The organism is Fibrobacter sp. UWB11 (genome assembly GCF_900143015.1).
In the GTDB taxonomy this organism is placed as follows: domain Bacteria; phylum Fibrobacterota; class Fibrobacteria; order Fibrobacterales; family Fibrobacteraceae; genus Fibrobacter.
In genome coordinates, this window is the sequence record NZ_FSRT01000001.1 from 996,103 (window position 1) to 1,015,278 (window position 19,176).

The window sequence follows — 19,176 nt, forward strand, 5'->3', positions numbered from 1 at the left end:
GCGCGAAGCGCGAATTAATCGTCGTCTTCAGCTGGCTTCTTGGACATCTGCTTACGCTTGATCGGGTCGAGCTCGGTCTTGCGGATGCGGAGCACTTCCGGAGTGACTTCGATGCATTCGTCTTCATTGATGAAGGTGACGCATTCTTCCAAAGTCATGCGGCGGTACGGCGTGAGCTGGATCATGTCGTCTGCGGACTTCGAACGCATGTTGGTGAGGTGCTTGCCCTTCGTGACGTTCACGGTGATATCGACGTCGCGGTTGTGTTCACCCACGATCATGCCCGGATAAACTTCGGCACCCGGACCGATGATGAGGTAGCCACGATCTTCCAAGTTAGAGAGAGCGTAGCTTGCAGCTTCGCCCGGTTCCTTGGCGATGAGTACACCGTTGATACGAGACGGAATTTCTCCCTTGTACGGCTGGTATTCCTTGAAGAAGGACTGCGTCACAGCGTAACCCTTGGAAAGCGAGAGGAGCTTCGGACGGATGCCGATAAGGCCACGGGAGGGAACGATAAATTCGAGAGAAACGCGGTCGTTTTCGTCGGTGGTCATGTTGACCATTTCGCCCTTGCGCTGCTGGATTTCCTGGATGCAGGCGCCGCTGAATTCGTTCGGAACTTCGACCTTGAAGTCTTCGACCGGTTCCAAAAGCTTGCCGCTTTCGTCTTTCTGGAAAATGACCTGCGGAGAACCGATGGTGAATTCATAAAGTTCACGGCGCATGTTTTCGACGAGAATCGTGAGGTGCAAAATGCCACGGCCAGAAACCTTGAACGTAGATGCACCTTCGGCCTTTTCGACGAGGAGGGCGGGGTCAGCCATGTGGGCACGTTCCAAACGTTCCTGGAGCTGGTTACCCGTCATGAACTTTCCACCGTATTTGCCGGCGAGCGGCGAAGTGTTCACGGTGAAGAGCATAGAAATTGTCGGCGGGTCAATGTGAATACGCGGCAAGTGAACTGGATTGTTCGTAGAAGAAAGCGTATCACCGATATCGAAGTAGTCAAGACCTGCGATGAGGATGATTTCGCCCGGACCAGCTTCTTCAATCGGCTTCGGGGTAAGGCCTTCGTAGCGGAGGAGCTTTTGCGGACGGACGTTCTTGACGGTTCCGTCGGGGAATGCCTGAGCGTAGGTCTGGTTCGGCTTGAACACGCCCTGCTGCACGCGACCCACAGCCAAACGACCCAAGAAGCTGGAGTATTCGAGGGAGGCAATCTGGAGGAGCGGTTCTGCATTCGGATCGCCCTTCGGAGCCGGAATACGTTCGATAATCTTGTCCATCAAGATGCTGAAGTCGCCATCCGGGTCTTCAAGTTCGGCGCGGCAAATGCCCTTACGGCCACTGCCAAAAACTCTGTCGAAATCGAGCTGTTCTTCGGTAGCATCGAGTTCGCAGAACAAGTCAAAGACCTTGTCGAGAGCGAGGAGCGGGTTGCAGCCGTCGCGGTCGATTTTGTTCACGACGATAATCGGGGTAAGTCCGAGTTCCAAAGCCTTCTTCGTCACGAAGCGGGTCTGGGCCATGGGGCCTTCGAAAGCGTCAACGACCAGAAGAACGCCATCGACTGTACCCAAAACGCGTTCCACCTGGCCACCGAAGTCGGCGTGCCCCGGGGTATCGACGATGTTCACGCGGTATCCCTTGTACATCACGCTCGTGTTCTTGGAGAGGATGGTAATGCCGCGTTCGCGTTCAAGGTTGTCGGAGTCCATCACGCGGTCCACGATTTCTTCACCTTCATGGAAGGTACCGCACTGTTTGAGGAGCTGGTTCACCAGGGTAGTTTTACCGTGGTCAACGTGGGCGATGATGGCAACGTTTCTGATTTTTGATTGATCCATATTTTACCGTTTGGCTTTAATTTTCGGCGCAAAGATAGAAAAATGAGTGGAAAAATGCAATATTTAGCGTTCGTATTCTATATTTAGGGGCGTGAATTACTTGGCTTTGGATTACGGAGAGCATCGTGTCGGGGTCGCTTTTGGCGATTCCGAACTCAAAATGGCGTTTTCGCGCGAGACGATTGACCAGAAGACGACGAACCTGTTCGAACGTCTGGACCAACTCGTGCGCCTCAACAAGATTGACGAATTTGTCGTCGGGATGCCTTATCACCCGGATGGCCGCAAGGATGGCAAGAACGTGGTGGTGGAGGCCTTTATCAAGGATTTGGCGTTGCGATTCCCGGGAATGAAAATCCATACGCAGGATGAATCGTACTCCAGCGTGCAGGCGCAGGAGTTCACCTCGTACATGAGCAAAAAGAAAAAGCAGAAGAACAAGGCGATAATCGACCGCACCGCCGCCGCTATCATACTCCAGCGCTGGTTCGACGAGAACCCCTAAAACGTAATACCCAACTTTTTACTATATTTACAACATGGCTAAAGAATTAGATAATTTCGATGATGAAGAAATGGACGAAGCCAACGGTGCGATGCTTGATGCATTGAACGCCGAAGAAAACTTTGTTCCGCAAGTTCGTGACTATAGCGATCGTCGCATCCTTATCTGGGAAGAAGACGATGTCCGCCGTGAAGCATGCCTCGAAGTCCTTTCGGACTTGCTCGTCGGTGCTTATATCAAGACCGTCAAGACCGAAGAAGAAGCTTTGCAGCAGCTCGAAGAAGATGACTGGGACACGTTCGTCGTAGACTTCTACACCGAAGGTGTTTCTGTAAGCGACTTCATCAAGCGTGTGAACAACTATCCGGGTTCTATCCTGGTGGCAATTGCCATGGCTCCGCTTACACTCCCCGAAGAACGCGAACCTGCCAAGGCCGAAAACTTGCGCCGCTTGTTCGACATCGAACGCGCCAGCTCTCAGATTCACGCATAAGCATTGTCATGCCTGCCGCTTCGCACTCGTCATCCTGAGCGAAGTGCGTAGCACGAAGTCGAAGGATCTCTAAAAGACGACCGCCCCGAAAGGACGGCCGCTTTTTTTTTAATTCCCGCAGGCTGTGATGCTTCCCGGTGTCGGTACGCCCGTGCACCAAGAATCGGGTTCATTGCGTTTGTTCCAAAGCTCGATGTTTAGTTGGGTACTCTTGCGGATAGTTGCCGAAGAAGAACCTAAGGGGAGTGGCGTAACGTGGAGCGAATCTGCCTTACCATAATAGAGCGAGTCGAGTACGGCTCCATCGCATTGCAGCACTAGTGAACCGTATGTCTTGCCGAATTCGGGCATCTTCTCGTTGTACACGTACATGCCCGAAACGTCTGCTTTTTCGCGGTCTCCGATGACGATCACTTCGTTTGGCGGGAGTGCGATTGCTCCGATTTCCGAAGCGTCGCTTTGGCTTGATTTTCCGAATGAGCATTTGTCCAAAACGAGAGTGTCCGTGCTGCCGTTGTAGAATTCTACGAAGTTGAACTGAGAAGAATCGTTCGCGTTTGCGATTATGAAAAATTCGCTTACGATCAAGTCATTTGCTGCCGGTGCACGTTTTGTTGCAGGGAGCTTGAATGTCACCTGCAAATTCACGTCATTCGCAAGTTCAATGGCTAGGGCGATTTTGCTGCGGAGCGATTCAATTTGAAAGTTCGGAATGGGCGTGTTCTCGTTGAGTGTAAAATCGTCTTCCAAACTAAAAATGTTCTTTCCGTTCTCGTCTTGCATCGTAAGGGTGATGTGGTACTCGCGGTTGAGCTTAAGGCCGTCACTGGTGAACGTGACGTTGTCGGAATCGAACGCCATGGGGAAGGTGTACGATTCGTCTTTGCTCGTGAGTTTCATTTCGCCTTTCTTGATGCCGGCAGGGTTACCAAAGCCGATTGGAATTTTGACGTAGACGAACCCGACAATGGCATGCATGGGAATCTTCAGATTCACGGCACTTCCTGCTTCAAGTGCTGTGGTGACATCGCCTTCTTGCATCAACGTGCCGTTTGCGTAAAGCTTTGCTTTGAACACCCATTCGTCGCTTGGGAAAAGGTCGAGACTGAACGATTTCTTTTCGACGGAATGGACAAAATGAAGCGTATCCGGACCGTAGCAGTCGAGCACAAGGCTGTCGAGTAACGGTGTTTCGGAGTAGTCCAAGCTGAGCGCAATGTTGGCGGGTGTACCGAGTTGTATAGATTCGTCTACTTGCGATGAATCGCTGGAGCAGTTCCACAAGGCAAGAGCGGTGAGAGTTGTAGCCGCATAACGGCAGACGTGTTTTTTGAATGTAGGACTCATATAACCTCCTGATATTTGGGTGGTCCTACTTCTTTAACACGCGTTTTTCAGGTGCTTGTACTAAAGAAATTGTGTAAAATTTCCTAAACAGGATGTTCTTTCCTTGTCCTGTCCGCCATTTCTTTACAAATGCAATTTACTCTTCCCGTTTTCGACGCGGTTGCCTTGCAATTTGGCAGCGCAAGCTTTGTCTTGCCTGAGAATTTTCACGAGAGCACTCGGGCTAAGCCCGAACGCCGCGGCTGCGGCCTTTGTATCGCCATTCTTTGTCGCCATGATGTCAAAGACATGGGCGACAAACAGCGGAAACTGCGGATTGCTTGGCTGGATATGCCCGTTGCTGCCCGGAAACTTCATTTCGACTGCCGGAGGTTCTTCGCGGACATTTAATGCGAGCGCCATTTGCATGCGGTGTAGGGCGTGAATTTTGTTCTCTTTCGCGCTCCTGCTTTCGGAAGACTTTATTTCTAAATTATATTGTTGTAACGTGAGATGAATGCCGGTATTGGTCTTGTTTCTGTGCTGACCGCCGGGGCCACTGCCTTGAAATCCTTTCAAGGAGCAGGCTCGTAAAAGTTCATCCAAGTTCATTTTCAGGTAGGTATCGCGATGCATGTGCTGAAAAATAAAATAGTTCTTGCTCTTTTGGTAAGTGCTTTTGCTTTTATGGCGGGTTGCGCCGGTTCTTCTGGCGGCACGCCTCAGGAATCAACCGAAACGGCAGCTGTCCGTGATGCAAAGGTCAAAGCTCAGGAATCCCAAAAGCTCGTCATGCTCGAAGAGATGTATGAACTGTTCAAGTCCTCGGTTAAAAACCGCGCCCCGCACGATATCTTGCTCGATTTCTTGACGGATCCTTCGGAAGATTGGCTTAATGAACTCGAAAGTCATGCCAAGACCTACGATGCCGCCGCCATGGATACATGCCAGTTCTATGAGGCTTATGCCATCGTGCTTTACCGCCTTTTTGAGCGTGAACATCTTTGGGAAGTTACCGATTACCGCATGCTCTATTTGCTCCTTTACAATAGCGGATTCTTGGATTTGGTGGATCGCGTGAACATGGGCCCGTTCGAAGTCAAGAACGACCGCGGAAGTGTTGGCCTAGCCTCTAGCCCGAAGGTGCCGATAATGCTGTTTACTTGGGATGATACCAAGTGGAAACTCGACCTTATCGAAACGTTGCCGCTCATCACGAAGGGTATTGAAGCGACTGCCGCCAAGAAAAACTGGACTGGCGCAAAGCTTGCTCTTTACTGGCTCGATAAGAAATACCACTTGCAGTATTCTCGTCTCGATGAATCGCTCTTTGAACCGATTGGATTTTAACGGGTGATGAATATGAAATTTGTACGTAGCCTCGTGGCCGTTTGTGCGTTCTCGACGCTTTTGACCGTGAGTTCGTGGGCCGCTCCTGCTTCAAAGTCCGCCGTTACGAATAAAATTTATGGCGCGGTCGAAGCTAAGGATGGTTTTGCTGGCGGTCGACTCTTTGATGTCCTTGATTCCGTTGGTGGCACTGGAACGTGGATGGAATGGGATGTGAATGGTGTTCGTGACCCTTCTTTGATGAAGGTTCTCGACCCGGTTTTGAATTCCCCGAACAAGCCCAAGATGGTTTGGCTTATCACTGAACGCGAAAAGCCATTGCTCTCGGTGCTTTTGCCGAAGGGACAAGGTGAAATACTTGTTTTTTACGAACTGAGTTCCCTTGATGCCAAGCCGGTGCAGTTGAAACTCAACAAGGTCCTTACGCCCGATGTCGTATTTAGGGATTACAAACAAATTTCTGAAACTCAGTTTGAACATCTTGACCGCTCGAACTTGAAAATTTCGGCATCGGACAAGTTAATCCGATTCAGCTATGATAACCCCGATAATACACCGCTCCGCTACGATCCTGATTTTGCCACAAAGACAATTGTCGAAAAACATGCCGAAGTCAACGATTATCTGGGCTTTTTGAAGTATGAATATTCGTTGATGCTCCGTGCATTTGTCCAATCGACTCGTGGTATTTTCAACTGGCAACCTTGGCATTGGTACATGGACAAGTGGAACCAGAAATACATGATTTCTGCCAAGGAAATCGAGATGATTCTTTCCAAAGGTGTTCGTCCCGACTATATTACCGTCTTTAAGGCCAAGGCTTCGGGCGGTGAAATTGTCGAAATGCGCACAACAGGGAATGGATTCCTCGAAATGGTCATTACAAGACCTTAGTACTACATTTAAATGGTGATAGTTTTCTATTTTAAAATTCGTGAATTCTATCATCAAAAAATTTCAGATTCTTCTAGTTGCTTGCGCAACTGTATCTAGCTTGGCTTCTTCTGTCGTGGAAGATTCCAAGAATCGTTTTGTCTTGGACGATGAGGTCTTGGATTCGTCGAAGAAATCCTGTGAAGACGGCTCGGGCATGCGTTTTGTTCCCGAAAACGCTTTTTATGTGGATTCCACTAACGTTCCTGTCCGTCATTACCGTGTGGCGCTTCCGTCGAGTGCAAAACCTTCGGTTTCCGTGACAAACACTAAGCTTGTTTCGCTTGGCGCAACGCCTTGCAAGTCTACTCCGGTAAAGATTCCCTCTGTCGATGTCTCTAGCCCGTTCTTCAAGGATAACTTGTGGATGGTCGATGTGTTCGTTCCGCTCTATGTCAAGGAGGGTGGTTCTGTTGCACTTCGCAAGGATTTCCGCCTGAATGTCGATTTTGGTTCTGCAAAGGTAAGTGGTCGAAATCCGGGTGCCCGTGCGCTCATGCTGGTCGAAAACTCTCGTGCGGCAGCACAGTTTGGCGCAGGTTCTGTGAATCGTGCTTTGCGCCGTGAAGCAACTTCAGATTTTGATAACATTGTCCAACTTGCCGAACTGGTTGTGGGCGATGAGAACATGGCTACGTTCAGTGAAGATGGTCTTTTCGCTGTTAGCTATAGTGCTATCCGCACTGCTCTTTTGAAGGTCGGCCGCCAAGACGAACTTGATGCGGTTCCGGTCGAAAAGGTTTGCCTTTTTGGTGCTGCCCCGGATACGCTCCCCGATATTGGCCCTGGCGCAGCACTCCGCTCTCCCAATCGAATTTTTGAACTGCCTATTAAAGTGAGTGACCGCAATTCAAATGGAAACTTCGACGAAGGCGACTCGCTCTATTTTGTGGGTTACGGCAATGCTTTTTGGAAACGCGTTGATGCAGAACCCACGGAGGTTCCTGAGATCCCCACATCGAACATGAGTTATTTCCATTCGTACTCGCCGTACTCCTATTACCAGCATTTTGTTTTCGGTTACAAGCAGACAGGGAAGGGGCTTCGCCTAGAAACGCTTACTGCACCGAAGTCTTCGGCAAAGGATGTTGATTGGTTCCGTTATGTTCGCGCCGAAAGAGATGAGCTTTTGCGCGATGCCTATTTTGGCCGTGGACAGGACTGGGATAAAGCGACCGGTAAAGAATATTTCTGGAAATGGCATGATCGTGGCGATACTCTCGTCTTGTCCGCTGAAGATTTGGAATTCAAGTCGACTACTAGCGATTTGCCGGGCTTTGTCTCTGGTGGTAAAGGCTTTGTCGCAGTCTCGTTCTTCCCGCTCCGTTCGCAGACGAATAGCACGATGTTTTCGGATAGCACTTACAAGAACCGCATGAAGTTCATCTCCTTTAAGTTGAGTGTGAACGGTTCTAGTTATTCAAAGGTCAGGGGCGAAGAAATCTATTGGAGCGATGGTGATATATTGCCTGGTGGTAATTTCGGTGTTCCGACAAATGCGTTGAAGGCCAAGGATAACAAGTATGAATTGACCATCTATGATAATTCTTATCAGGATGACCGTTTTGATGGGTATTCCGTGGCTTACCAGTGGGATCCGTCAAAGGTTACTGTTGATTCTTCGGAATGGATTTTGCCGGGCTTTTCAAAGGGCGTTATTCGCATTCCGGTTGGGAAGGATTCCGACCTCCGCTTGTTGAAATTTAAGGATTTTGTACCTGTAGGCCTTTTGAAAATTTCGGATGGAATTGCCGTCGATAGCATTGGAAATAACGAGGACGTTCGTTATTTGCTCTACCGTGATAGTGACCGTCGCCAGGCTTTCAGCGTCAAGGGAATTCCGACCCCGTCTAAGAACTCGGTTCAGAAACTTGCCAATATTTCTTCGAAGACCGAGTACCTCATTATTACTCCTGAAGAATTCTTGGCGCCGGCCGAAGCCTTGGCTGAGTTCCGTTCGAGTGATGCATCTGCATCTAAACTTGTGACGGCAGTTGTTCCTGTCGAAAACATTTACAGACATTATACCGGTGGTGCGTTGTCTCCGATTGCAATTAGAAACTATATCGCCTACGCTCGAAGCGTGTGCCCGGATTTACGATTTGTCTTGCTTGCGGGGTCTGGCCATTATGACTACCGCGGAACCAAGCACGGGAAAAACTATATGCCGCCGTTCGAAAAAGAATCTGCAGTGACCGAAGACTTCTTTGGCGTTTTGGATTCGGGCGAAGTTGTTCGTAGCGGTAAAGCCTACGATGTTGATTTGGCTGTGGGTCGCGTTCCTGTTTCTTCTGTACAGGATTTCGAATACTATAACGAAAAGGCAAGGGATTATGATGAAATCCAAAGGTTCGATCATGGCGAATGGAAATCGACCTTGTTGCTTGCTGCAGACGATGCTTACAATGGTGTTTCTCCGGACCCGATGGACCATACCATTTATCAAGAAAATTTGGCAAACTTGGTCGATACGACTGCAGAATCCCTTGGCTTTAGGATGAACATCAAGAAGGTTTATCTTTTGGATTACGAAGCCGATGCTGCCGGTCAAAAGCAGGAAGCCGCCAATGACTTCTTGAACATTTTGAACCAAGGTGCGCTGTTGACGGCTTACTATGGGCATGGCTCCAAGGTCGCATGGGCTACGGAAGGTTTGATGAAGCTTTCGTACCTCTCAAGAATTACGAACAAGAAAAGATATACCGTGCTGAACTCTTTCTCTTGCACGGTGGGCCGTTTTGATGAAGGCAACACGCGCTCGATGACTGAGGCTTTTGTTCTTTTGCCTCAGGCCGGTGCAATTGCCGCTATTGGTGCTGCTCGTGAAACGTATGCAAACCCCAACGAAATCTTTGCGAAAAATTTTGTAAGCCGTGCTTTGTTGAAAAATGGCAATTACCTTGGTGTGGCCTATATGCAGGCTAAAGACAACGTATTCTTGCACAATAAGGCGGTTCCGACTTATACAAGCAATGTGTTCAACTCTGAACATTACGTTTACATGGGCGAACCTGTAATCCGTATGCCCTTGGCTGATTTGAAGATTGTTTTGGATTCTCCTGTTGATTCCATCAAGGCTTTGGATAAAGTAAAATTATCTGGAAAGGTCTCTGGAATGTCTTCGGGCAATATTGCGTTGACTCTTAGAGAAGGCCGCTATACCAAGCGCCTCGATATGATTACGACTTCGAATTATGCCGATGTCAAGTACGATGGACCGCTTATTTATTCGGAAATTGTGCCTGTTGTGGGCGGCCGTTTTGAAACAGAATTTGTGACTCCGAAAAAATTGAATATTGGCGATACTCTTGCCGAATTCCGTGCTTGGGCTTATTCGCCGAACGAAGTTGCGATTGGCCGCCATTTCGAAAAGAATATCAAGATTACGGGTGTTTCGAATTATGCGGATTCTTTGAATGATAAAACGCCTCCGACAATTCAAATCCAGTTGTGCAATTCGGGTGAAAAAACTTCATTTGTCGATAATCAGCGCATCAAGCTCCAAACGCCGGCATGCTTGCAGGTCGTAGTTGAAGATGAAACTGCTCTGGACTATCGCGAACAGGCCGATGAAGGCATTACGTTTGAAATGTATGGACTTGAAAATCCGTATCATCCCACACCGTTCTTGGAACAAGCGTCGAAGCGTGCTGTGGCCCGCAAGTCTTTGACAACGGAATCTTATCCGCCGGGCTATTATACATTCATGGTGCATGCCATGGACGTTCTTGGAAATGTTTCTGTAAAGACGGTGCATATTGAAATCACGGAAAATTTACAGGCCGGCCTAGCAGACGTGTTCAACGTTCCAAACCCGATGGGCAAAAAGGGAACCACGTTCTACTTCAAGAATCTCTCCTCTGATTCGGATCCGGACGTAAATATCTTTATTTACAACCAACATGGCCGACTCGTCAAGGTGATTAAGAACGCCAAGTCTGGCGAAACGCACTGGAACGGTACGGATAATTTCGGGCGTTTGCTCGCCAATGGATTGTACCACTATGTGGTACGTAGCAAGACCAAAATTTCGGATCCGTACAATTCTACGGAATCTAAGACGAAAACAAAAACTCAAACTTGGACTAAAAAACAAAAATTGTTGATATCGAGGTAATCAATGGAATTACGTGAAAAACCGGGGAAAGTTCAGAAACTTTTGGAACTTTCTCTCCGCTTTCGTTTAATCTTTGTGCTTTTGATGGTGGGCTTTTCTGTGGCTTTCTTGGCTACGGGCTGGCAACAAATGGGGTCGCTCCCGCTTGGTGCTTCTGAAGCCCTTGGCATGTGGATTTCCAAATTTACGAATGTGGTTTCGGCATGGAATTCTGCACAGTACATTTTTGTGGCCGGACTTTCCATGATTGTGCTTTATTTTGTCTTTGGCGGGGTTCGCGGTGGCGTTGGTGGCCTGCTTGCGCTTGCTGCCTTTGTGGGCGCGCTATTTGCACTTGGCGGTGACGAAGATATGCTTATCGTTTTCTTTGCCGCATTTGCTGGGCTCGCTCTTTTGCTTGTCCTTTTTGCTAAGTGGAGCGTTGCTTGCGCTTTGTTCCCGTTTGCGCTTTCGTGGCTGTTGCTGACCGGGTTCTTGGCCTGGTTCCCGATGATGGTAGGGAAGGCTTGGCTCATGTGGGCCGTGCTTAGCACAATTGCTTTTTCGGGCGTTGTTGCATTTGCCTTGATTGCCGGGAAAGAGCTTGGTGAAGGCGCTCCGCAGGCGGGGGCTCTTGTAAAGGCCGGTAAAAGGATGCTTGCCCCGGTCCCGATAGCCTCGCTTTTGGCGATTTCGGCTCTTGTGGTCGATATGAGCGTTGTGGTGGACTGGAGAAGGATTGGCTGTGCTGCGCTTCTTTGGGTGGCCTTTAACGTGTGGTTCTTCGGCTTTACGTTCGGGACTATGTCCTTTGCTCCGTGGGAACGTCTGCGTTCCGGTTCCCGCCGCGTTAAGATGAGCGACAAAAAGAAGAAATCCGCTAAAAAGAAGTAAATCTCACAATGTCACCCCGGATTTGTACAGGTACAAAGCACTTCGGCTCAGCCATGAAAATGCAAGCATTTTCGCAGCATTCGCCTTGGTAGCTTTTATTCCGGGGTCACCTTTTTAACCATTACCAAAAAGCGCCTCGGGCTATTTGCTCGGGGCGCTTGTTGTTGGAGTGTGGATGTTTTATTCTTTCTGTTTATAAGTTAGATAGTTTTGAAACAAAAAGCCCTACTTTCGTAGGGCTTTTTATGGATAAAAAATCCATGTTGAGAAATGATGTTGAGAATTATGCACCGTGGCACTACTTCGTAGTGCGTGTTGCTTCGCCTTGGATATAGAAACATGCGAGCATGTTTCTGCATCGCTCGGCTTACGCAACATGAGAATTTGCTTCGCAAATTCTACGTCGCTGCGGCTCGGTTATGAAAAACAAGCAAGCTTGTTTTCGCAACTCTCGCCTTAGGCGACGTTCATACTCTGCTCGCGGATGCACTCGATTTCGTTCTTGAGTTCGATGGCGAGGGCGGCGATGTCCGCGTTCTGGCACTTTGTGCCAAGCGTATTCGCTTCACGGCCCATTTCCTGCAAGATGAACCCAAGGTTCTTGCCCTGTGCGCCACCCTTGGCGAGCGCGTCGAGGAACAACTTGTTGTGGCTGCGGAAACGCGTGATTTCTTCGTGAATGTCGAGCTTGTCGGCCATGATGCAGGCTTCTTGCAACAGGCGCACTTCGTCGATTTCGGAATCCTTCATGAGCGTATTGATGCGTTCGCGGAACTTGACCTTCCACGTTTCAATGCGCTGCGGATCGAGAACTTCGACCTTGTCGATGACTTCGTTCAGGTGGATAACGCGGCGGGTGAGGTCCACGGCGAGGTTTGCACCTTCCTTTTCGCGCATGGCAATGACACCGTCCAAAGCCTTATCGAGTTCGGTCTTCAGGTGCTTTTCCCAGACTTCATTGTCGTCGTTTCCATCGGTGAACTGCAAAACTTCTGGGATGGCAAGAACATGTTCGAGCTTGATATCACCGGCAATGCCGTATTTTTTCTGCATGGCCTTCGTGATTTCGACGAACTTGGAAACTGCCGCCTCGTTGTAGCAGACGGGAATGTTCCCGGCATTGCCTGCGCCAAGCGTAATCGAAAAGTTCACGGAACCGCGAACGAGCTTGTCCTTGATCTGTGCCTTGAAATCATTTTCGAGATAGGCGAAGTTCTTCGGAATCTTGCTTGAAATTTCAAGGAAACGGCTGTTCACGCTGCGTACTTCAATAACGCAACTGACTCCGTTCAATGTGGATTCGCTTTTGCCGAACCCGGTCATGGAAATAATGGACATTCTAAACCTTCTTCGAAATTGTCGCAATCACGTGTTCGGCACCGAAGTTCGGGAGCCCGATGGTAGTCAGGACCTTGCTTATCTTGTGCTCGTTCTGGAAGTGCAGATTTTCAATCTTGAACCCTTCCTTGCTGCACAATGTATAAAAGTCTTTGAGCGTGAGCACGCGGATGTTCGGCGTGTCGTACCATTCGTAGGGGAGTTCCTTCGAAATCGGCATGCGACCATGCAACATGAGGCTTCCGCGGGCTGACCAATGGCCGAAATTCGGGAATGTTACGATGACTTGCTTTGCGACGCGCAAAAGTTCGTTCAAAAGTGCAACAGGGTCTCGGATTTCCTGAATCGTGCGGTTGATAATCGCATAGTCGAAACTTCCGTCCTTGATATCCTTGAGACCGCTTTCGTCTAGATCGCGCTGGATAACTTGTACGTCTTTTTCAAGACAATCGAGAATTCCCTTGATGTTCTTTTCGATGCCAAAGCCGGTGACTTTTTTCTTTTGGATAAGATATTCCAGCAAGTCGCCACTGCCGCAACCGAGGTCGAGCACATGGCTCCCTTCTTTTACGAGCTTGCCCATAAGGTCAAAGTCGCTCTGGTTGTGGAATACAGGAATAGCCTGGGTACCGTTTTCCGGGATAATCTTGGAATCGAGGAATCGTCCTACGGCCTTGCCGAGTTCGCCGACTTCAATCAAGAATCCATCATGTCCGAATTGCGTATCGAGTTCGAGACTCGTGACCGATTTACCGTCGTTCAAGAGGGCGCTCGTGATGCGGCGGCTTTCGTGCGGCGGGAAAAGCCAGTCTGTAGAAAGGTTAACGTTCAAGACTTCGGCCTTGATATCCTTGAAGGCGTTCTCGATGCTGCCATATTCTGTTTCGAGGTCGAATGCATCAGTTGCGTGTGCAATGTGCAAATAGCTGTTTGCGTCAAAACGGTCGACGAACTTTGTTCCCTGATAACGTAAGTAGCTTTCGATGGGCAGGTTCAGGTCGTACGGAGTCGAGTAGGTGATGGCGTGGTTCCTGTTTTCCTGATCCTGGGCGCGCTTGAACTTTTTCTCCATGCCCACGGCAGAGAGGTACGTGATGTGCGCGAGCTTGCGGGCGTTGGCAAGTCCGATATCCGGGCGTGTCATGCCGTCTTCATAGTAGTCACCACCGTGGAAGTTCGGGTCTTGCGTAATCACGTCGCGGGCCACGACTTCAAAACCGAGTGCCTGGCTTGAAAAACGCGGGGAGCTTGCGATAATGATGATGCGCTTGACTTGTTCGGGGTAGTAGATGGCCCATTTCATGGCTTGGAAACCACCCATGGATCCACCGATGACGCTGTAGAATTCTTTGATGCCGAGGTTGTCGGCGAGTTCCTTCTGGGCATGTACCATATCGCCTATCGTAATGGTAGGGAAGGTGCTGCCGTAAGGCTTGCCCGTGCGCGGGTTGATTGTTGCTGGACCTGTAGAGCCCTTGCATCCGCCGAGAATGTTGCTGCAAACTACAAAGAATCTGTCGGTATCAATAGCTTTGCCTGGTCCGATGAGTTCGTCCCACCAGCCCGGTTTCTTGTCATTTTCTGTGTACCAGCCGGCTGCGTGGGCATCGGCGGTCAACGGCGAACAAACCCACACGGCGTTATTGCCGGCGGCGTTCAGCGTGCCATAGGTCTCGTAGCGGAGGGTGAGGGCGGGGAGCGTCTTGCCGCTTTCCAACAAAAAGCCTTTCTCTCCATAATCCTTATTAAAATCCTTTGGGATAACGGGACCAAACGATTTATGCAAATATTCACTCATATGCATAAAAATAGTAAAATGTTTGGTTCTTGGTCGTTAGTCTTTAGCCATTAGTAAAAGTCTTTTGTTGATTGCCTTACTGCAATAGTTTTTGTTTATTGTTAGTTATGTAAATTCTTTTCGTGCGATTTTTATCACTATTTTCAGCGCTATCACTTTTGTAACTTGTTAAAACACATGTAGTTACGGAGAAAGATTTTTGCAAAAACTTGAAAAAAAATGGATTTTACAATTGTTTTTAGCGAATACAGATGAGACGATTGTGTATGTTTTTTTGAAGTTTTTCTTGTATCAAACTAATCTTTCATTATTATATTTCTCTAAACTCGTGAGCTTAAAAGGGCTCCCGTCCGTTTTTTTAACTCAAAGGACTAATATGAAACGTCTCTCTTTTATTGGTATGGCTATTTTGGTCTCCAGCCTCGTCGCTTGCAATCAAGCTTCCGCTGGTGGTTCGTTCAACCAGCAGGCTCGCTTGGACAGCCTCGAAAAGGATTTCAAGCAGGTCAAGGAAGAATTCGAAATCATCAAGTACGCTCTTGACAAGCGCGGAATCTCTCTTGAACAGGCTCGCGCCGAAATGGAAGCCGACAACAAGGTTTGGGACATTCCTGATGAAGATAGCCCGATCTTCGGTAACTCCAAGAACCCGAAGCTCACGATTGTCGAATTCACTGAATTCCAGTGCCCGTACTGCTCTCGCATTGCTCCGGCTATGCAGGAACTCAACAAGAAGTACCCGAACGAAATCAAGTTCGTTTACAAGCACTTCCCGCTGAGCTTCCACTCCAACGCCAAGGCTGCTGCAGCTTCTTCTATTGCTGCTCAGAAGCAGGGCAAGTTCTGGGAATACCGTTATGCTCTCGCACCGCATTCCCGCGAACTCGGTGATTCCATCTACATCGCTGTAGCTAAGGAAATTGGCCTCAACATCGAACAGTTCAAGAAGGACATGGTTCTCGATTCTGCTATGAACGCTCGCATCGACAAGGACTTCCAGTTGGGTGTCAAGGTCGGCGTTCAGGGAACTCCGAACTTCTACATCAACGGCAAGCGTCAAGACCGCTTCAGCCCGGAACTCGTCGAAAAGATGTTGAAGGAAGCTAAGTAATTACGTTTTCAGGCGTGCACGCTAATGATTTTGGCGTGTGCGCTTTTTCTTATTTACGATTTTAATTTAAAGATCAAAAAAACAACAAAAGGATGCACATTATGATTAAGCAATCATTGAAAGTTGCCTCGCTCGCCGTCCTCGGCTTGAGCGTTACAGCTGCAATGGCTCAGCCGAAAAAGCCGCATCTGGCCGTTTACAAGTTCTTCGATGAACAGTATCGTCCGGGTGGATACGACTACTCTTACGGTGGCACGAGCAAGGGCGTTACCATCACTAAGTCTGGTGGTTACAAGTCCAAGGCCGCCCTCAACATCAAGTTGGACCCGAAGGAATACTCCGGTGCTTCCATCTGCCTTTACAACGAATTCTTCGACTTGAACAAGTACATGCTTGACTCCAAGGTCGAATTCATGATCAAGGGTAAGCATGGTGGCGAAGCCGTTAAGGTCGGTCTCCTCGACGAAGAAGTTTCTGACGGCAAGAAGACTCAGGTTGTGCTTCCGATGAACAAGTACATCGAAGGCGGCGCCGTAACGACGGATTGGAAGAAGGTTTCCATTCCTCTCGTGGACTTCCCGGACCGTGGTCTCTACTGGGACAACACCCGCAAGTCCGAATTCCCGTCTCGTATCGACTGGGACAAGATTGCTGAAATCCGTTTCTCCATTGACAAGAGCGCTGCAAGCGAATTCGAAGTCTGGGTAGATAACATCGAAATCGTGAAGGGCAACAAGAAGGCTGCCCCGAAGAAGCAGGTGGTCTACTGGGATGAAAACAACGACGTCATCGACGGTCCGAAGAACCCGGAAAAGCTCGATGGCAAGGCTAAGACTCTCGCTACGTTCTATGACAACCAGGTCAAGGGTTTCTCTTACAGCTACGGTGGTCTCACCGCTCAGCGTGAAGCTCAGTCCAAGACTCCGGGCAACAAGAACGTGCTCGCCATGTACATCGATAACAACGACTGGTCTGGCGTGACCTACTCTCTCGGTGAAGGCAAGTTCATTGACCTCTCCAAGGTTCGCGACAAGGGCGGTCTCTACTTCTGGATCAAGGGTAAGCTCGGCGGCGAAAAGCTCTACGTCGGTATCCTCGACAACCAGGGCAACGACATCAAGAGCCAAACCAAGGTCGGCCTCAACGACTGGATCAAGGTCTCCAAGGATTGGCAACTCGCCAAGATTCCTCTCAAGCGCTTCACCGACAAGGGTAAGGCTTGGGACGCTAACAAGCAGGCTGAAGTTGCTAAGGACATCAAGTGGGACAAGATTCAGGAAATCCGCTTCTCCGTTGGCAAGGGTGAAAACCAGGGCGAACCGGGCAAGCCGGCTCCTGTGACGGTCTTCGTTGACCAGATCACCTTCACGTCCAACATCGACTGGATTGACCCGGATCTCAAGTGGGATTCCTTCAAGTCCAACGCTCCGGACTACGTGATTTCCGACTTCGAAGGCAAGTATGCCAAGGACAAGTGGGAACCGTCTACCGGTCCGAAGTCTCAGCTCAAGTTCAAGGTTGAAAACTGCTCCGAATTCAAGGGCAACTGCTTGAATATCGAACACTACCTCCTTGCTGACTGGGTTGACGTCGTGCTCGACATGAAGAAGAATGGCCGTCCGGCTGCTGACCGCGACTGGACCAAGCACTGGGGCATCATGTTCGACGTGTACTCCGAAAAGGCTTGGCAGTCCATCACCGTGCAGATCCAGGATGCTGGCAACGAAATCTTCGTTTCCAACGTCGGTGCTCCTAAGGGCAAGACGACCATCCTCGTTCCGTTCCGCACCTTCGGCAAGTTCCCGTATTATCAACCGCCTGACGCTGTTGAAAACGGCCTCTTCGACCTCAAGGGTGTAACCGCTCTCGACTTCAAGCCGAGTGGTGAAGGTACTGCAGGTGGCTTCAAGATTGACAACATCCGCTTGACCAACCAGCGCGAAGTCAAGGCTAAGGAACGTCCGGCTGTCATCAAGGTCTTGGTGAAGGGCGAAAAGGAAGTCCTCAACCCGGAAATCTCTGGTGGCTTGTTCGGTATCAACGCTGCCCTCTGGGACGGCGACATGCTCGACAACAAGAACTTCAAGGTTCAGACTCGCGAATTTGCTAAGCGCGTCAACCACGGCATTATCCGTTACCCGGGTGGTCTCCGTGCTGATGACGACCACTGGAAGGAAATCCTCGACAACCACGACTGGATGGTCGACACTGACGAATTCCTCGAATGGTTGAAGAAGACTGGCTCTAATGCTATGTTCACTGTGAACTTCGGTTCCGGCACTGAAAAGGAAGCCGCTGACTGGGTCAAGCACACGAACGTTGACAAGAAGGCCGGCATCCTCTACTGGGAAATCGGTAACGAAATCTACGGTAACTGGCATCCGTATTACGAAAAGTACGGTAAGGACGGCGGTACCATCTATGGTAAGCGCGCTCGTAAGTTCATCGAAGCCATGAAGAAAGTTGACCCGACCATCAAGGTGGCTGTGCTCGGCGTTCTCGAAGGCGACTGGAACGACAAGGTTCTTGCTGAAACGGGTGACATCGCTGACGGTCTTATCGTTCACCACTACCCGCAGCACTTCGGCGAAGAAAATGACTTCGCTATGCTCTCTGCTCCGCAGACCCTCACCGCAATCTACGAACGTTTGCACAAGGTCGTGGACAAGTGGACTGCTAAGTTCAACAAGAGCAAGAAGATTGAACTCTGGCTCACCGAATGGAACTCTGTTGACTTCAACCCGGGCCCGCAGACCTTGTCTGTCGAAAACGGCTTGTTCGTCGCAGACTACCTCGGTATGCTCGCTACTGAAAACGTCGACAACGCTCAGTACTGGGATATCCACAACGATATCACTCCGGAAGGCGGTGACTACGGTTACTTGACCCGTTCTGGTGAAGAATGCATGAACTGCCCGCGTCCGAGCTACTGGGCATTCCAGATGGCTTCCGATGCTCTCCGTGGCAAGCTCATGAAGACCACCATCAAGGGTGACGAAGACGCTCTCCTGACCGCTTACTTGACTGTAAACGGCAACAAGAAGCAGCTCCTCCTCGTGAACAAGAGCCCGTACAGCGACTTCGATATCAAGCTCGACATCCCGGGCTTCAAGGGCAAGGCTTCTGTCCAAACTCTCGACAAGAGCTCCGAAAAGCTCAAAGAAGGCTGGGCAAACGACCCGTCCAAGAAGGCTAAGACAGTCGATATCTCTAAGGGTATCAAGGTCGGCAAGCGCACTCTTACTCTCATCACTTTGCAGTAAGGTGTTGAGCTAAGGCTCGCAAACTAGATTCTCGAAATCTTGAAACGGACTCCGTCGGAAACGGCGGAGTTCGTTTTTTGTATATAGTGCTTTTATTCCGGTCTAATTTGTATATTAGCTTTATGCTTCATCGTTTTTCTCTTTTTGTTTTTTTCTTGTCTGTAGTGGCTTTTTGCGGGCCTTCGTTTGCGGATGATGTTCCGCTTGATTCTGTAATGC

The 19,176-nt window shown here is 49.5% G+C and carries 13 protein-coding genes; 8 read left to right on the plus strand and 5 right to left on the minus strand.

All coding sequences use genetic code 11. The features are described from left to right. Nucleotides 1-14 precede the first annotated feature (14 nt). The gene (typA, locus tag BUQ91_RS04275; protein ID WP_012819861.1) at nt 15-1,850 is read right to left on the minus strand and encodes a translational GTPase TypA; all 1,836 of its coding nucleotides are present in this window, start codon (nt 1,848-1,850) and stop codon (nt 15-17) included. Nucleotides 1,851-1,941: 91 nt separating this feature from the next. Here typA and ruvX point away from each other — a divergent pair, with 91 nt between their 5' ends. Then, the gene (gene ruvX, locus BUQ91_RS04280) at nt 1,942-2,355 is read left to right on the plus strand and encodes a Holliday junction resolvase RuvX (RefSeq protein WP_074208275.1); all 414 of its coding nucleotides are present in this window, start codon (nt 1,942-1,944) and stop codon (nt 2,353-2,355) included. 34 nt (nt 2,356-2,389) lie between these two features. After that, on the plus strand, nt 2,390-2,848 hold the full coding sequence (locus BUQ91_RS04285; protein WP_072828081.1) for a hypothetical protein: 459 nt from the start codon (nt 2,390-2,392) through the stop codon (nt 2,846-2,848). Nucleotides 2,849-2,956: 108 nt separating this feature from the next. On the opposite strand, the gene BUQ91_RS04290 is transcribed toward BUQ91_RS04285, so the two are convergent. Continuing rightward, on the minus strand, nt 2,957-4,195 hold the full coding sequence (locus tag BUQ91_RS04290) for a hypothetical protein (protein ID WP_074208276.1): 1,239 nt from the start codon (nt 4,193-4,195) through the stop codon (nt 2,957-2,959). A 123-nt stretch (nt 4,196-4,318) separates the two neighbouring features. After that, nucleotides 4,319-4,810, minus strand: a complete 492-nt coding sequence (locus BUQ91_RS04295; protein WP_072828079.1) for a peptide chain release factor family protein — start codon at nt 4,808-4,810, stop codon at nt 4,319-4,321. Here BUQ91_RS04295 and BUQ91_RS04300 point away from each other — a divergent pair. The 4 genes from BUQ91_RS04300 to BUQ91_RS04315 are packed head-to-tail and all read left to right on the plus strand — an operon-like array spanning nt 4,805 to nt 11,447. Further along, nucleotides 4,805-5,524: a hypothetical protein gene (locus tag BUQ91_RS04300; protein WP_072828078.1), complete on the plus strand. Its 720-nt coding sequence runs from the start codon at nt 4,805-4,807 to the stop codon at nt 5,522-5,524. The genes BUQ91_RS04295 and BUQ91_RS04300 overlap by 6 nt on opposite strands. 12 nt (nt 5,525-5,536) lie before the next feature. Then, nucleotides 5,537-6,418, plus strand: a complete 882-nt coding sequence (locus BUQ91_RS04305) for a hypothetical protein (RefSeq protein WP_139255897.1) — start codon at nt 5,537-5,539, stop codon at nt 6,416-6,418. 40 nt (nt 6,419-6,458) lie between these two features. Further along, nucleotides 6,459-10,574 carry a C25 family cysteine peptidase gene (locus tag BUQ91_RS04310; protein WP_074208277.1) on the plus strand — a complete coding sequence of 1,372 codons (4,116 nt, stop codon included), beginning with the start codon at nt 6,459-6,461 and terminating at the stop codon, nt 10,572-10,574. Nucleotides 10,575-10,577: 3 nt separating this feature from the next. Continuing rightward, on the plus strand, nt 10,578-11,447 hold the full coding sequence (locus tag BUQ91_RS04315) for a hypothetical protein (RefSeq protein ID WP_074208278.1): 870 nt from the start codon (nt 10,578-10,580) through the stop codon (nt 11,445-11,447). Between the two features lie 456 nt (nt 11,448-11,903). On the opposite strand, the gene BUQ91_RS04320 is transcribed toward BUQ91_RS04315, so the two are convergent. Both BUQ91_RS04320 and BUQ91_RS04325 read right to left on the minus strand, forming a co-directional pair. After that, nucleotides 11,904-12,785: a YicC/YloC family endoribonuclease gene (locus BUQ91_RS04320; RefSeq protein ID WP_074208279.1), complete on the minus strand. Its 882-nt coding sequence runs from the start codon at nt 12,783-12,785 to the stop codon at nt 11,904-11,906. Nucleotide 12,786: 1 nt separating this feature from the next. Continuing rightward, nucleotides 12,787-14,583 carry a homoserine O-acetyltransferase MetX gene (locus tag BUQ91_RS04325; RefSeq protein WP_254842237.1) on the minus strand — a complete coding sequence of 599 codons (1,797 nt, stop codon included), beginning with the start codon at nt 14,581-14,583 and terminating at the stop codon, nt 12,787-12,789. Nucleotides 14,584-14,959: 376 nt separating this feature from the next. On the opposite strand from BUQ91_RS04325, the gene BUQ91_RS04330 reads away from it, so the two are divergent. Then, entirely contained in the window at nt 14,960-15,694 is a 735-nt protein-coding gene (locus BUQ91_RS04330; protein ID WP_074208280.1) for a DsbA family protein, read from the plus strand. Nucleotides 15,695-15,795: 101 nt separating this feature from the next. Further along, the gene (locus BUQ91_RS04335; protein ID WP_074208920.1) at nt 15,796-18,957 is read left to right on the plus strand and encodes a carbohydrate binding domain-containing protein; all 3,162 of its coding nucleotides are present in this window, start codon (nt 15,796-15,798) and stop codon (nt 18,955-18,957) included. Nucleotides 18,958-19,176: the final 219 nt, after the last annotated feature.

Excerpts from the sequence above, each read along its gene's own strand:
- BUQ91_RS04305 (WP_139255897.1), top strand. The coding sequence starts at position 5,537 with ATGAAATTTGTACGTAGCCTCGTGGCCGTTTGTGCGTTCTCGACGCTT.
- BUQ91_RS04320 (WP_074208279.1), bottom strand. The coding sequence starts at position 12,785 with ATGTCCATTATTTCCATGACCGGGTTCGGCAAAAGCGAATCCACATTG.
- BUQ91_RS04285 (WP_072828081.1), top strand. The coding sequence starts at position 2,390 with ATGGCTAAAGAATTAGATAATTTCGATGATGAAGAAATGGACGAAGCC.
- BUQ91_RS04330 (WP_074208280.1), top strand. The coding sequence starts at position 14,960 with ATGAAACGTCTCTCTTTTATTGGTATGGCTATTTTGGTCTCCAGCCTC.
- BUQ91_RS04295 (WP_072828079.1), bottom strand. The coding sequence starts at position 4,810 with ATGCATCGCGATACCTACCTGAAAATGAACTTGGATGAACTTTTACGA.
- typA (WP_012819861.1), bottom strand. The coding sequence starts at position 1,850 with ATGGATCAATCAAAAATCAGAAACGTTGCCATCATCGCCCACGTTGAC.
- BUQ91_RS04315 (WP_074208278.1), top strand. The coding sequence starts at position 10,578 with ATGGAATTACGTGAAAAACCGGGGAAAGTTCAGAAACTTTTGGAACTT.
- BUQ91_RS04290 (WP_074208276.1), bottom strand. The coding sequence starts at position 4,195 with ATGAGTCCTACATTCAAAAAACACGTCTGCCGTTATGCGGCTACAACT.
- BUQ91_RS04335 (WP_074208920.1), top strand. The coding sequence starts at position 15,796 with ATGATTAAGCAATCATTGAAAGTTGCCTCGCTCGCCGTCCTCGGCTTG.
- BUQ91_RS04325 (WP_254842237.1), bottom strand. The coding sequence starts at position 14,583 with ATGAGTGAATATTTGCATAAATCGTTTGGTCCCGTTATCCCAAAGGAT.
- BUQ91_RS04300 (WP_072828078.1), top strand. The coding sequence starts at position 4,805 with ATGCATGTGCTGAAAAATAAAATAGTTCTTGCTCTTTTGGTAAGTGCT.